The sequence below is a fragment of the Exiguobacterium sp. s34 genome, from assembly GCF_018617435.1.
Taxonomy (GTDB): domain Bacteria; phylum Bacillota; class Bacilli; order Exiguobacteriales; family Exiguobacteriaceae; genus Exiguobacterium; species Exiguobacterium aestuarii.
In genome coordinates, this window is record NZ_JACSKE010000007.1 from 37,851 (window position 1) to 52,286 (window position 14,436).

Annotated in this window: 15 protein-coding genes; 6 read left to right on the forward strand and 9 right to left on the reverse strand. The window is 47.5% G+C overall.

What is annotated here, in order from left to right:
- Position 1: 1 nt before the first annotated feature.
- The 4 genes from KNO87_RS13685 to KNO87_RS13700 form a co-directional block, all read right to left on the reverse strand.
- Complete coding sequence (locus KNO87_RS13685; RefSeq protein WP_214696921.1) at positions 2-904, reverse strand: carbohydrate ABC transporter permease; 903 nt, start codon at positions 902-904, stop codon at positions 2-4.
- 59 nt (positions 905-963) lie between these two features.
- Complete coding sequence (locus KNO87_RS13690; protein ID WP_214814684.1) at positions 964-2,274, reverse strand: ABC transporter substrate-binding protein; 1,311 nt, start codon at positions 2,272-2,274, stop codon at positions 964-966.
- 201 nt (positions 2,275-2,475) lie between these two features.
- On the reverse strand, positions 2,476-3,489 hold the full coding sequence (locus tag KNO87_RS13695; RefSeq protein ID WP_214814686.1) for a LacI family DNA-binding transcriptional regulator: 1,014 nt from the start codon (positions 3,487-3,489) through the stop codon (positions 2,476-2,478).
- 147 nt (positions 3,490-3,636) lie between these two features.
- Positions 3,637-4,509: a TetR/AcrR family transcriptional regulator gene (locus KNO87_RS13700; protein ID WP_214814688.1), complete on the reverse strand. Its 873-nt coding sequence runs from the start codon at positions 4,507-4,509 to the stop codon at positions 3,637-3,639.
- Positions 4,510-4,673: 164 nt separating this feature from the next.
- Here KNO87_RS13700 and KNO87_RS13705 point away from each other — a divergent pair, with 164 nt between their 5' ends.
- The 3 genes from KNO87_RS13705 to KNO87_RS13715 all read left to right on the forward strand — a co-directional run bounded on the left by KNO87_RS13705 (position 4,674) and on the right by KNO87_RS13715 (position 7,659).
- Positions 4,674-6,170, forward strand: coding sequence for a DHA2 family efflux MFS transporter permease subunit (locus KNO87_RS13705; RefSeq protein WP_214814690.1), 1,497 nt, complete (start codon positions 4,674-4,676; stop codon positions 6,168-6,170).
- A 142-nt stretch (positions 6,171-6,312) separates the two neighbouring features.
- Positions 6,313-6,936 carry a glucosaminidase domain-containing protein gene (locus tag KNO87_RS13710; RefSeq protein ID WP_214814692.1) on the forward strand — a complete coding sequence of 208 codons (624 nt, stop codon included), beginning with the start codon at positions 6,313-6,315 and terminating at the stop codon, positions 6,934-6,936.
- A 162-nt stretch (positions 6,937-7,098) separates the two neighbouring features.
- Positions 7,099-7,659 carry a GNAT family N-acetyltransferase gene (locus KNO87_RS13715; RefSeq protein ID WP_214814694.1) on the forward strand — a complete coding sequence of 187 codons (561 nt, stop codon included), beginning with the start codon at positions 7,099-7,101 and terminating at the stop codon, positions 7,657-7,659.
- Here the strand turns inward: KNO87_RS13715 and KNO87_RS13720 are convergent.
- Together KNO87_RS13720 and KNO87_RS13725 are read right to left on the reverse strand one after the other, a co-directional pair.
- Positions 7,583-8,695, reverse strand: a complete 1,113-nt coding sequence (locus tag KNO87_RS13720; protein WP_214814696.1) for a HAMP domain-containing sensor histidine kinase — start codon at positions 8,693-8,695, stop codon at positions 7,583-7,585. The two genes, KNO87_RS13715 and KNO87_RS13720, sit on opposite strands and share 77 nt — an antisense overlap.
- On the reverse strand, positions 8,692-9,384 hold the full coding sequence (locus KNO87_RS13725) for a response regulator transcription factor (RefSeq protein WP_214814698.1): 693 nt from the start codon (positions 9,382-9,384) through the stop codon (positions 8,692-8,694). The genes KNO87_RS13720 and KNO87_RS13725 overlap by 4 nt, the downstream gene beginning before the upstream one ends.
- A gap of 166 nt (positions 9,385-9,550) precedes the next feature.
- On the opposite strand from KNO87_RS13725, the gene KNO87_RS13730 reads away from it, so the two are divergent.
- Positions 9,551-10,024: a DedA family protein gene (locus KNO87_RS13730; RefSeq protein ID WP_214814700.1), complete on the forward strand. Its 474-nt coding sequence runs from the start codon at positions 9,551-9,553 to the stop codon at positions 10,022-10,024.
- 209 nt (positions 10,025-10,233) lie between these two features.
- Complete coding sequence (gene tnpB / locus KNO87_RS13735) at positions 10,234-11,322, forward strand: IS200/IS605 family element RNA-guided endonuclease TnpB (RefSeq protein ID WP_214814701.1); 1,089 nt, start codon at positions 10,234-10,236, stop codon at positions 11,320-11,322.
- 122 nt (positions 11,323-11,444) lie between these two features.
- Here the strand turns inward: tnpB and KNO87_RS13740 are convergent, their stop codons facing one another.
- Together KNO87_RS13740 and KNO87_RS13745 are read right to left on the reverse strand one after the other, a co-directional pair.
- On the reverse strand, positions 11,445-12,458 hold the full coding sequence (locus tag KNO87_RS13740; RefSeq protein WP_214814703.1) for an ABC transporter permease: 1,014 nt from the start codon (positions 12,456-12,458) through the stop codon (positions 11,445-11,447).
- The gene (locus KNO87_RS13745; RefSeq protein ID WP_214814705.1) at positions 12,451-13,179 is read right to left on the reverse strand and encodes an ABC transporter ATP-binding protein; all 729 of its coding nucleotides are present in this window, start codon (positions 13,177-13,179) and stop codon (positions 12,451-12,453) included. Before KNO87_RS13745 ends, KNO87_RS13740 begins: the two co-directional genes overlap by 8 nt.
- A gap of 171 nt (positions 13,180-13,350) precedes the next feature.
- Between KNO87_RS13745 and KNO87_RS13750 the strand changes: the two genes are divergently transcribed.
- Positions 13,351-13,959: a TetR/AcrR family transcriptional regulator gene (locus tag KNO87_RS13750; protein ID WP_214814707.1), complete on the forward strand. Its 609-nt coding sequence runs from the start codon at positions 13,351-13,353 to the stop codon at positions 13,957-13,959.
- 32 nt (positions 13,960-13,991) lie between these two features.
- On the opposite strand, the gene KNO87_RS13755 is transcribed toward KNO87_RS13750, so the two are convergent.
- Entirely contained in the window at positions 13,992-14,375 is a 384-nt protein-coding gene (locus KNO87_RS13755) for a hypothetical protein (protein WP_214814709.1), read from the reverse strand.
- Positions 14,376-14,436 lie beyond the last annotated feature (61 nt).

A 14,436-nucleotide genomic window follows, 5' to 3' on the forward strand; every position in this document is an offset into this window, starting at 1 on the left:
CTTACGCCCCCTTCTTCTGTGTTGCGCGTTCGTTGCGGAACATACCTTTGAAGACGATCGCCGAGAAGATGAGCGTGATCAAGAATAAACCGTAAGCGACCGCAGATGCGTAGCCGTAGTTATTGTATTTGAAGGCTTGGTTATACAAGTAAAGCACCATCGTATTCAACGAACCGTCCGGTGAACCAATTCCATCGGTAATCAACATCGGAAGGTCGAACAATTGAAGTCCACCGATGAGCGATGTGATCATGATGTAGAGAAGGATTGGCTTCAAGAGCGGCAACGTCACTTTCGTAAACATTTGCCAACGGTTTGCACCGTCGATGTGAGCGGCTTCGAAGTAATCCGTTGAGATTCCTGAGACACCAGCCATCACGATGATAAAGGAGTGACCGAACCACATCCATGTCAAGATGAGTGAGACGGATAATTGAGCCGTCACTGGTTCTGCCAACCAGTCGATCGGATTTGAGATCAAACCGATTTTCATCAACACCATGTTGAGTGAACCGTGCTGCCAGTCGAGCAAAATACCGAACAATAGCGCGACCGAGCTGATTGTGATCAAGTTTGGAAGATAGAAGAATGAACGGAAGAAGTTTAATCCTTTTAGCTTCAAACGAAGATCTGAGAATAAGAGCGCCAATAAAAGTGCCATTCCCATCTGCAAGGCGAAGTTGACTCCCCAAATCTTGATGGTGTTGAAAAACGCTTCGATGAAGTATGTGTCCGTCAACAACCGTGTATAGTTCGCAAATCCGACAATCTCTTCTCCTGGGCTACCGGTGTAGTTCGTGAAGCTATAGTAAAGCGTCAAGAAAACCGGATAAATGCTAAACGTCAAGAAAACAACCCAGAACGGGGCGATGAACAGATAGCCGTAACGATCTAATTTTTTCACGTGTATTTCTCCTTCCATAAGAACCGAGGGAGGAACTTCCTCCCTCGTGTTGGTCATCGTCAGTCAACAACGATGTCTGGGTAAGCGTTCTTCACTTGTTTCTTGAATTCTTTGATTGCATCTTCTTTCGATTTCTTACCTTCTACGTAAGAGTTAACCGCCGCTCCGTAAAGTGTGTCGAGCTGTTGGTCGTATTTCGTAACAATCCCTGGTTTGATTGATTCAGCTTCGCCGAGGAAGAACTCATAGTTGTTCTGTCCACCGAGGAACTCATCGCTGAAGTCTGTTTTGATTTTTTCTGTAACTGGGTTATAGGCAAGTACGTCGCCTGTTTCTTTCGCCCATTCAGTCAAGAACTCTTCATCTTGTGTCATGAGTTTGATGAAATCATAAGCTTCTTCTTTATGTTTAGAGTCTTTGTAGATTCCGACCCATGTACCGCCCCAGAAGTACGGGCTCGGTCCGCTTGTAACAGCCCAGTCACCAGCAGTGTCTTTCGCGTTCTCTTTCAAGACAGCGTGGAGACCCCAAGTTGGGAGGACGTAAGAGAAGACTTCTGTTTCCGTTTCTTTGCCGCCTTCTTTAACTTTGATCGGTTTGTCCATTCCTTCGAACCAAGATGGTGACCATTCTGGTGCGAGGGCAGTAAGGTTATTTTCACGAAGCTCTTTTGCGTAGTCGAAGTAGTTTTGTTTCCCTTCAGTCAAGACAAGCTCATTGTCTTCGTTTACCCATGCTTGTGGGTCATCCCCTTGTGCGAACCAACGGATTGAACCTTCGTCTGGGAAGAGTTTATAGCCTTTATCTTTAAGCTTCTCACCGACTTCGAAGAGTCCGTCCATTGAGCTCATCATTTCGCCGACTTCAGCCGGGTCATCTGTACCGAGCGCTTCTTTTGCAATGCTACGTTTGTAGTAGATTCCACCTGGAGTTGTTTGCCATGAAAGGGCACGAACGTTTCCGTCCTTGTCTTTCCCGAGGTCGAAGACGTAAGGAACGATGTCTCCAGAAACTTCTTCTGCGTTGTATGGCTCTTCAGAAAGGTTTTCCCAGTATCCAGCGTCAATCCATTGCTTAAGGAATGCGATTTCACCAGTGAAAACGTCCGGTGCGCCGACGCCACTCTCGAGAGCTGGCTTCAACTTCGTTGCGTAGTCAGCCGTCGGTACGATTGTCAATTCGACTTTAACGCCGTTACGCTCTTCGAATGTTTTGATTGGCTCTTTCAATTCATCCGTGAATGACCAAATTTTTAAGACATCGTCTTTTGAACCCTCTGAAGATGATCCTTCGCTGCCGCCGTCAGAGCAAGCGCTCAAGACACCGACTGAAAGTGCTCCAATTGTAAGTAAGCTAACAAGTTTACGCATGTGTTGTTCCCATCCTTTTTATAAGTAATAGTAGAAAGCGCTTGCAAAAAGAGGTAAATAATTGTCGAAAGCGCTTTCGGTTTATTCGAAATAAAATATCGAAAGCGGTTTCGATTTTTCTCAAAATGACTTTCGAAATCGCGCTCCCCTCTCCATCCACTGAAGAAAAGAGAGCGACTTCGAAATATCATTGACTATAAATCACTGTTTGACCGGGGCACAAGAGGCCCGCTCTACTAAGCGTACCGGAATGATGCGACGTTCTGTGAGTCGCTCTTTCGCGGTCATTTGTTCAAGTAAAAGTTCTGCTGCCGCTTCCCCGATTTCATCCGTATCTTGGCGAATCGTGGTCAGTTTCGGCGTAATGTATTGGATCATTTCAATGTCGTCGTATCCGATGACAGAGATGTCATTCGGGACGTGAAGACCATGTTCGTGAATCGCTTCGATGACGCCGATTGCCATTTGATCTCCGGCCACAAAGACAGCGGTCGGTCGATCGTCAAGTTCAAGCAATCGTTCCATCGCTTGCTTCCCTTCCTCAACTGAGAAGAAACCGGCGTTGACGAGGTAGCCTGGTTGAATCGGAAGGTTCAGTTCTTGCATCGCAAGTTCATATCCTTTGATTCGTGCCGCTCCAGCGTCAATCGTCTCATCCCCAGCGATGTGGGCAATTTTTCGGTGACCGAGTTCATGGAGATAATTCACAGCGAGACGGGCCCCTTCGATGTTATCGGAATAGACGACGCTACAATTGGCGCTGTCCATATCGACGACGACGATCGGGATGTCACTTCGCATGAGCTCCTGAACTTGCTCATCCATTCGATCCGAGCAGATGACGACGATGCCGTCGACCGCACGGTGTTTGAAGTGTTCGAGATAACTCATATCACGGTTGCGCAGGTTACGCGAGGCGAAGATTAAATCGTAGCCTTGCTCCTCTGTCGCGTGACGAAAACTTTCGATGATTCCGTTGAAGAACGGGTGTTTCATCCCGACTTCATTTGCTTCTGAGAACATGACCCCGATCGCCCATGATTTTTTTGTCGATAACGACTGGGCATGTGCGTTCGGCAAGTAGTCCATCTCAGCAGCGGCTTGAAGAATCTTCGCTCTCGTCTTGTCACTCACGTCTTTGTAGTTGTTCAACGCTTTGGACACTGTCGTGATTGAGAATCCTGTTTTTTTGGCTAAATCATAAATCGTACCCATGTTATTCTCCTCTTCCCGAAAGCGCTTTCGGTAACTTGATTGTAGCGCATGAATTTGTAGGAATCAATTCTTTTTCAAGGAAACTTTTTGATTCTTTTTTCCATTCCTTGTTTCTTCTATATTACTGCATCTAATAATTTTTTGTCGTTAATGTGTCCGTGTATACAGCCACACAAGATTCGTGAACTTTTGTACTTCTGTCTCGCCTGTCACACCTTTGAATAGTCGTTGGAATGGCTTCAACAACTGCTCCAGAACAATTTTTCGAAGACGATCTTGTTTCAACTCATGTGAGATTGCATCGAACAAATCTCGTTGTTCTTCCGTCATCTCGACATGCTCTTCGATACGAGCAGCCATCTCAATCAATTCTTCAATCGTGACAAGATGCTTATCTGTCGTTCCACGCATTTGCTCGACCGTGACCGGGTTCAAGACGTGCTCCCCTGTCTCTATCATTCGTGCAGCAATCAGTTCTACGTACGCATATAAACTCCTCACGACTTTTTGAGGAGAGTAAGCGGCATTCGTAATCCGGTTCGTGAACAAGATATGTTGCAACATTCCGTTGAAGAGCAGCGTCAATTCCATCGAATATGGTCTTACAGCCTCTCCGATGATTTCCGTCAAACGCATCGCAATCCATTCAATTTCATAAATGCGATGTTGAAGTACAAGTTTCTTCAGTTCATTCTCGTTTGACGACATGATCGATTCAAATAACGCGTGCAAGTTCCGTTCTTCGTTCAATTGAATCAAAATCGAAATCTGTTCGATAAAGACGTCACGATCTCGTTTGTCACGTCCCATCTGCATCTCGATCCGGCGCTGTCCGGCATCATATCGCAAGTTTTCGAGAATACTGGCCACACAATCTGTCTTCGATGAGAAGTAATTGTAAAACGTTCCTTTGGAGATGTTGGCACGATCGATAATCTCTTGCACCGATGTGTGTTGCACCCCATTTTCGATGAAGAGAGACATGGCAATATCTGCGACTTTTCTCTTTTTCTCTTTCATATTTCCGTGGCTCCGTTCTATCTGGTTTGTACATCTACTATAGCACCGAAAACCATTTTAGACTAATAGTACAAAATGGTTGCTTTATTTATACAACGGGTATAAAATCATTTCATCGACACTTACCAACACATAACTATTTAGAAAATAAAGGAGCCATCCATATGAAACCAGAATTCCAAAAGAAACCGCCGTACGTTATGCTGGCGGTCCTCTTTGCGGGTGCGTTCATCGCATTTTTAAACAACTCATTACTGAACGTCGCACTCCCATCAATCATGGTCGACTTAGAAATCGCTGACTACTCGACCGTACAATGGCTCGCGACCGGCTTTATGCTCGTGACGGGTGTGCTCGTCCCGGCATCCGCCTATCTAATCACTCGTTTTTCAAACCGGAGCTTGTTCATCACCTCGATGAGCATCTTCGCGCTCGGTACGGCTATCGCGGCCTTCTCGCCAAACTTTGGCTGGTTGTTGACCGGTCGGATGATTCAAGCCGTCGGAGCCTCGACAATGGGGCCACTCTTAATGAACGTCATGCTCGTCAGCTTCCCACGTGAAAAACGGGGGATGGCGATGGGAATCTTCGGGCTCGTCATGATCTCGGCACCTGCGATCGGGCCAACACTCTCAGGTTATATCGTCGAGTACTATGATTGGCGCGTCTTATTCGAAATGATTTTACCGCTCGCCATCATCGGTCTCGCGCTCGCTGTTTGGAAAGCGGAAAACGTCATGGTCCAAAATAAGGATCAGTCTCTCGACTACTTGTCGCTCGTCTTATCGACACTCGGATTTGGTGGGATTTTGTACGGTGTCAGCTCGGCAAGCTCGGACGGCTGGGATAACCCAATCGTCTTGGCGACGATGATCGTCGGTGCCATCTCGTTGATCGCCTTCATCTACCGCCAACTTCATATGGAAAAACCATTGCTCGACTTGCGTGCCTATAAGCACCCGATGTTCGCACTCGCGTCAGTCATTGCGATGGTCAACGCGGTCGCGATGTTCTCTGGAATGATTTTGACACCGGCTTACGTCCAAAGCGTTCGTGGCATCTCCCCACTCGATTCAGGGCTCATGCTTCTCCCTGGTGCAATCATCATGGGAATCATGTCGCCGATCACGGGTAAACTATTCGATAAATTCGGACCGAAGTTACTGGCGATTACCGGATTGACGATCACCGCCGTATCGACGTACATGCTCGCAAACGTCCAACTCGATTCTACCTATACGTACATCGTCTTGACGTACACGTTGCGTATGTTTGGGATGTCAATGGTTATGATGCCAATTATGACTAATGGACTTAACCAGTTACCGACTCGCCTCAATCCGCACGGGACGGCCATCAACAACACGGCCCAACAAGTATCCGGTGCGATCGGCACGGCAGTTCTCGTCACGATTATGAACTCGGTGACGCGCACAGAGGCTGAATCATTGATGACAGGCGTCGATCCTGCGACACTCACAGAGAGCTCGATGGGTGCCATCACGCAGCAAGCCCTCTTGTCTGGGATTCAATATTCGTTCTACGTCGCACTCGGGATGAACCTCTTGGCGCTTGTTTTAGCCTTTTTCGTGAAGCGAGTCGATGTTCGTAATTTTGAAGACAATGTAGAAACTGTTGAAGAATTGAAACAAGCGAATTAATATGGAAAAGCCGTTCTGAACGATAGATTCAGAACGGCTTTTTAATTTCTCATTCCCTTCATGCGTAAATATGAAATTAAACTTTAATACATATATGGTATTATTTCTCAATGGATAGGATTCGTTTAGGAGGGTACATATTATGAAAAAAGGGTTTGGCTTAATTATAGTTTTTCTTTTGATTACTTCATCTTTCGGCTCGACTGGAACAATCGTCGAGGCAGCCCCAAAGAAGCAGAATCGTGCTATTATGGGAGTATCGGCTTTGACTCCGCAACAAATGGCGGATTACGTAAAAAAGAAGAATCCTCGTGATGTCCGACTCGCCAAAACGTCTGTCGAAGATTTGGCGAAACTTTTCGTCATCATCGGTGCTAAAGAAGGCGTCCGTGGTGATGTTGCGTTCGCACAAGCACTGAAAGAGACTGGCTATTTTCGTTATGGCGGCGATGTCCTTCCAAAGCAGCATAACTACTCGGGGATTGGGACGACTGGAAACGGCGTGAAGGGACACTTTTTCCGTTCCCCACACCAAGGGGTAACCGCTCAAATTCAGCATCTAAAGGCATACGCCTCGAAGGATGCGTTGAATATGACGAAGGTCGATCCACGCTTCCATCTCGTAAAACGAGGTTCGGCGACAACTTGGCCGTCACTTCACCGAAAGTGGGCCATGCAGCCAAAAGGAAATTACGGGAATGAGATTCTTTCGATTTATCAAGAAATGTCGAAAACACCGAAACGTGTCGCTAAAGCAAAACGATGAAGAAATGTAGGGGTGAAAGAACGTGACGTGCAAACAAGTTAGACTCGCGAGCGGAATCGCATTATTCGTGACCGGCGTGATGTTGTTACTCAAGCGCTAATGAGCATTTCGGGCAATTGTCCGAGTGCTTTTTTTATGACCGATATGACAAAGGAGGATATTATGAAACCTATTTCATACATACGAAACGAACGACATTGCCTCATCCGTCTCGCTACACAAAATGATGCGAAGTCCCTTGTTTCCGTTCGTTTGCAAATCGATCAAGAAACGGACTATTTAGACCGCGAACCTGGGGAAGGTATTCTCGATGAGAAGTCATTCAGGCAGTTAATTGAACACGACTCAAGTACAACGAATCGTTTATTTCTTGTAGCCGAAGTCGATGGGAAGCTTGTCGGGTTTGCTCGATGTGAAGGGAGTTCTCTTGCTCGTAAGTCTCATACTGTCGAGTTTGGAGTGGGCATTCTTCAGGCATACTGGGGACTAGGTTTGGGGTCAGCTATTTTGCGTTATAACCTCGACTGGGCACGAACAAGTCGTATCCACAAAATCAATTTGAGCGTTATGGAAACAAACGAAAAAGCCATAGCACTTTATGAGCGCTACGGCTTTGAAGTCGAAGGTCGGTTACGGGACGATAAGCTCATTGATGGGCAGTACTTCGATACGATCTTGATGGGCCATCTGATTCAATCGGGAACGATACCCGAAAACAAATGACCTGATTTTCTATCGGTTCGGCCGTCAACTTCCCGCCATGCAACAAAATAATTTGTCGCGCAATCGATAAACCTAATCCATCACCTGGAGTGACCCCTCTCGAAGAATCGACTCGATATGTGCGATCAAACAGATGAGGGATAGCATGAATCGTTTCGACCGTTGTCGCATTTGAGATGGACCACTCAAGCATATCGTCCTTGGTCTGGAGTTCAATGTGAATCGGACTCGTTTGCTTGGCGTATTTCCAAGCGTTCGAGAAAAGGTTCTCAAATACACGAATGAGCTGTTCTTGATCTGCTTCCATCCATTGATCGGGTTGAATTGACACATGCAATCGATGTCCTCGTTCATTGAACAATGGCTCCATCTCGTGAATGAGTTGCGTCGTCAATAAGCTCAAGTTGAGTTTCTGTTTCTTTAGTTGCATATTCGGGGCGTAGAGTCGGTTCACGTCCATCAACTGATCTAGCAGATGTTCGAGCTGATCTGTCTTTTCATTTAAGATACGAAAATGATCGTTCTCTTCAGGTGTCAGGTCACGATTCATTTGGAGTAGCTGGGTATAACCTTTGATGCTCGTGAGCGGTGTACGCAAATCGTGGGAGAGGTTAGAGAACAATTGATTTCTCTCTTCTTCGTGTGCCCGTTCCTTCTCAAACAACTCACTTAACTGCTTCGACATTCGATTCACACTACCTCCAAGCGAAGCAAGCTCATCGCGCCCTTCCACCTTGACCGTACGACCAAGATCACCGTTTGCGATCTGTTCGATTTCACTTGATAAATATGTGATTTTCCGAAGTGTTTTTCGCATCATGACTGAAAATCCAATAATAAAAATCAGTATGACAATGAACGTCACCCCTAAAAATACTAAATTGGCTGTTAGCGGATCAGGTGTGGTTTCGTTTTCGATGTAATATAGACTAATCGAATAACCCATGATTAGAAAAGCAATCGTCGCAATCAATGCGTTGACTAAAATGATGCCAATCAACTTTACAAGCAAACGATCCCATTGCCTTTGTTTCATAGCCGATACCCCACGCCCCACACCGTCTTGATTATGGTTGGTTTTCGTGGTGTGTCTTCTAACTTTTCACGAATCTTCGTGATATGGACCATCACTGTGTTGTCGACCTCAAATGCCGCCTCACCCCACACCGCCTCATAAATCTGTTCGACCGTTAGGACTTGGTTTGGATGACGCATGAAATAGGCGAGGATATCAAACTCTTTCGGTGTAAGCCGAACTACGGACTCCCCTTTACGACACTGTCGCGTCTGTAGGTCGAGTGTGACTTCCTCATGGGTGAGCATGGTCTGTGTTTCGGTCCGATCTGCCCCATAATCACGATATCGTCTGAGTAACGATTTGACACGAAGTGTCACTTCAAGTGGATTAAATGGTTTTTTGATATAGTCGTCCGCCCCGACAGAAATCCCCTGCATCAAATCCAAGTCGCTCGTTTTTGCTGTTAACATCAAGATTGGCATAAATTGTGTCTTCCGAACTTCGATACAGACTTCAATTCCATCCATGATGGGCATCATCAAATCGAGAATGAGTAAATCAATCGTTTCGGTCGATGCGAGGTCGAGCACTTCTTGCCCATTTTTCGCAAACCGAAGTGCATATCCTTCATTTTTTAAATAGATGGCAAGTAATTCCCGAATCGCCTCATCGTCGTCGGCGATACAGATGACGGGTTGTGATCGCATATCTTTCCTCCTCATCCTACATAATGAAATTGATCCATCTTATTATTGAGTGTAACAAACCACTCAATAACACATTCTGACGAACTTCTTAAGATTTCTTAAGAGAATACTAAAAACTCCTTACGCTTGCGAGTGAATACTAGACAAGGTAAGGAGTGAATTTATTATGGAACTGATCATACATTATGGCATGCTTGCCATCGGCATCATGTTTACCCCATTATCTGATGACGTCTTAATGATCACCCATCTGACCGTTGCAGGCGCATTTGTTCCAGGGTGGCTTTTATTTATCTCTACCTGGATTCTCTTCACGCTCACGTTCAGCTGGTTCTATTTAATCGGGAAAGGACTTCATCGTATTTTACCCGTGCGACAACGAGAATCACGTTATCTCAAGAGAGCTGAGGCACTTTATCAAACATACGGGGCACGCACGATTATGATTTCTTATTTTATTCCCGGCCTTCGGCACTCGCTCCACTATATCGCCGGGTTCACATCGCTCAAACTTCGCACGTATGCTTTCTATACGACCATTTCTGCTTTCTTCTATACCGGTGCCTGGTTTCTCGTCATCGGACTGGCCAATCAAATCCCAGTCTTTCAACAGTTTCAAGACTGGGTGTTGTCCTTTTAACAAAAGTAGGCGAGAATTCTCCCTCCTCTAAGCGTCTCGGGGCGAAGCCCAGCGTAGGTGGGAGATGAATCGCCCGATCCAAAACTCTTCTCTCCCTGTGACAGATATGACGAACAAAAGTTCGTGATTCCGTCAGATTCTCCCTCCCCCTCCACGGGTATCGGATGAGGAAGACACATCACGATCTTCGGAAGGGAGGAGGGACGGACATGCTGAAAGGCTATACATACCGGCTCTACCCGACGCCTGCACAGGCCGAGTTCCTCATCAAGACCATCGGCTGTGCCCGGTTCATCTACAACAAGCTGCTCGAGGACCGCATCGCCATCCGCGAGGAGGCGAAAGCGGGGATCGTGACGAGACGGAAACCGGCGACACCCGCATCCTACAAGCCCCTGTTCCCGTTCCTCGCCGAGGCGGACAGCCTCGCGCTCGCGAACGCGAAGCTGAACCTTGATGCGGCGTTCGCGAAGTTCTTCGCCGGGACGGGCGGATTCCCGGCCTTCAAATCGAGACGACGGTCGCGCGCCTCCTACACGACGAACAATCAGCACGGTACGATCCGCATCGAGGCGGGCAAGGTCCGGCTGCCGAAGATCGGGTTCGTGCGGTTCACACAACATCGCCCGTTCGAGGGCGTCATCCGGTCGGCGACGGTCTCGATGACGAGGACGGACAAGTTCTTTGTCTCCATCCTCGTCGAACAGGACGATGAACCATGGGTCCCAGCCGAGAACAAGGTCGGGATCGACCTCGGTCTGGAACACTTCGCCGTCATGACGAACGACGCGATGGTCTCGGAGAAGATCGACAACCCCCGACTCCTCCGGAAGTCCGAAGAAAAGGTCAAGAAGGCACAACGGACGCTGTCACGCAAGAAGGCCGGGAGCCGGAACCGGGAGAAGGCCAGGCTGATCCTCGCTAAGAGACATGAGAAGATCGCGAACCAACGCAAGGACTTCCTTCACAAGCTGTCGAGACGGATCGTTGACGAGAACCAAGTCATCGTCGTGGAGACATTGAAATCGAAGGACATGATGAAGAACCACAAGGTGGCGAAGTCGATTGGAGATGTCAGTTGGTACGAGTTCGTCCGTCAACTCGAATACAAATCAAACTTCTACGGACGGACGCTCATCAAGGCAGACCCCTGGTTCGCATCGACGCAGATCTGTTCTTCTTGCGGCGTAAAAGGCGAGAAGAAGGCGATGGATGTCCGTGAATGGACGTGTGCCTGTGGCGCGCATCATGACCGTGACATCAATGCGAGCCTCAACCTATTGATGTTGGCCGACTGACAATCCTTCAGGGCAGGGACTGCCCGACGAGCTTGGTCCATAACCGTGGCTGGTAAAAGCACGGTCTTCCCAAGAAGCTCCCACTTCCATTTGTGAAACAAATAAGTGGTGAGTAGTTCACCTTAGTGTCCTCTGTATTTCCCGAGCGCACGCATGTTCAAGAGATATAAGACACCTGCATAAAGAATCAACCCGAGTAAATACATCCAAATGCCTGAGAACCCACTTCCGTATACCATCACTTCCTTGATTGCCGTTGCCCCGTAAAAGATTGGCATGACGTAACTCAAGTTTCCGAGACCGTACGGAATCAAGTCGAGTGGAATGAGTCCTGAGAAGAACACTTGCGGGATGATCGTAAATGGAATCATCTGAACGACCTGTAGTTCCGATCGGGCAAACACGGAGATGGTCGCCCCGAAGAGGACGGCTGTTCCCGCCATGAGTAGCATCGTCAGCATGACCCACGCCATATTCCCGAGCGAAGACAGCCCGAGTACATAAATCGAATAGAGTACGATGAAAATCGACTGAACGACCGCAAATACACCGTATCCGAGCGTATATCCTAAAATGACTTGTCCCCGCTTGATCGGCGTCATCAAGAGTCGTTCAAGCGTGCCCCCGCTCCGTTCTTTGACGAGTGCCATCGCAGAAAGGATGAACACGAAGAAGAATGAGAAGAGTGATAGGAAGACGAAGCCAAACGAATCGAACGTAGATTGGTCTTCTTCTCCGTAGACGAATGACGTATCAACCTCGGCTGCCGGGTTGAGCGTCGTCAACGCATCTTGAATTTCACGAACTGCCTTTGAAGACTTTGTCGACGGTTCACGTAACGTGATGGCCGTGCCTTCCTGATCCATTTCAAAAACGGCATCGACCTGTTCATTGTCTTCGATATACGTCTTCGGATCATCGAACGATGCCTGTTCCACCTCGAGCGTCTCGTCCTCAAATGCAGTGACGAGCTGTTCTGGTGCATTTTCATCGAGAACGACGGTCGGCACGTAATCCGAGTCTCCAAGTAAGAAGTAGACGAGTGTCAAAATGAGAAGCGGTGCGATTAAAATCAAAGCGACACTGCGCTTGTCGTTCAACGTTTGGAAGATGACACGTTTCGCTAAGTTACGCATGGTCACCCACCTCCTCTTTCCCAGCAATTAAGAACAGTTCTTCGACGCGACCGTTCTCGGTCTGGTCGAGCAAGCCTTGCACATGATCGTACGCAATCAATCGTCCATTATAGACGAGTGCAGCACGGTCACACTCGAGCACTTCATCCATGACGTGTGTCGAGACGATGATGGTCGTCCCTTCCGCTCGAATCGTTTGGAACTGATCCCAAATCTGGCGGCGTAAAATCGGATCAATCCCGACCGTCGGCTCATCGAGAAACAACACGTCCGGCTTATGAAGGATCGCAATGGCTAAGGAAAGACGCTTCTTCATCCCTCCCGAAAAATTTCGGACGAGTTTATGCCGATCGTTTGTTAAATCAACAAGCGCGAGCACTTCTGTGATCCGTTCCTGAAGCGCCTTTTTCCCTAACTTATAAATCGAACCGAAGAAGGCAAGGTTCGCCTCGGCCGACAGGTCTTCATACAACCCATCGTTTTGCGGCATAAATCCGATTTGTTGGAGCATGGCCATACTCGGCATCTTTGTTTCCCCGATATGGACACTTCCTTTGTCCGGTGCAAGTGCGCCAATCATGAGTCGAATGAGCGTCGTCTTACCCGATCCGGATGGCCCGAGCAAGCAACAAATCTCTCCAGACGGGATGGTAAAGTCGATGTTGTCGATGGCGAGCTGGTCACCGAACGATTTCTCGACATGTTGCAATTGAATGTTCATGCCTATCACTCCTTTTCGGCGCCTCATCGTGTATACTCAAGATAATCGACACCGTGTTGGTTTATATGTTCAGTATAGACCTCGTTCAGAACAGCAACAATCGTCAATATTGGTCATCGTGTCGGTTTTCCGACAGATGAATGGATTGTGTTGAGAAAAAGGAGAAATAATATGGAACAAACCGATTTACGCGTCATCCGTACGAAAAAATTGATTAAAGATGCTTTCTTTAGTCTCATCGAAGAGCAAGGATTCGAAGCCGTCACCGTCAAGCAATTGACCGAACGAGCTGGAATCAATCGAGGTACGTTCTATAGTCACTATGTGGATAAATTCGAGTTGATGGAGAAATGCGTCAACGAAATCTTTGAAGAGGCCGAACAAAAGTTGATTCATCATTTGCCACATATCTTCGGAGACGAACGGACCGACAACTCGTACCATTACCTCATTCCGTTCATCCGCTTCATCGAAGACAACCAAATCATCATGAAGCCACTTCTTGGACCGAACGGAGACCCGACATTTCAGACGAAGCTCCGTGCATTCATGCAGGCCGCCTTGTTTCAGCGTTCACCCGCAACGTTGTTTGACCTAGACAAGATGATGGTCCCGCCCCCGTATCTCGTCGCCTATCTCTCTTCGGCGCACATGGGGGTCATCTACGAATGGTTGAATAATCCGTCAGCAGAAGAGACAGCAGAGGACATCGCTCGCATCATCTATACAATCACGTTTGAAGGACCGCTCGTCGCTGGCGGTGTGAAATCAAACGACTAAAGCCTCCCGCATATTTTTGCGAGAGGCTTATTTTATGAGACGCGAACCTGTACGTGCAAGCTTCCATTCTCTTCAGTTGTCTCCTGATAAACGTTTTGTGACGCCTCCAAATCATGCCACGCGATGCGGTACGACTTCCCTCGCATCCCTTCAAACTCAAAAGTGAGGTGCTGTAAGTCCGCGATTCGACGCAGACGGTCAAACGGTTCCTCGTGTCCGCTCCATTCGACTTGATTCGCTGAATCTTTCAATACGAGGTCGAGTCCATGCATCACTTTTTCTTTAATCACCTGACCATCCGTCGCTAAACGCATCCCGTCTTTTATATCATGCATCCGACATGACTCAATGTCGTCAAACGGGATTATGATCTCATCGCCGTTCGCAAATTGAAGTGTAATTGTTTTTACGATCATCCTACATTCCTACTTTCGTTCAGACTCTGTTCCCTTACTATACAAAACTTTTCTCCGTTCA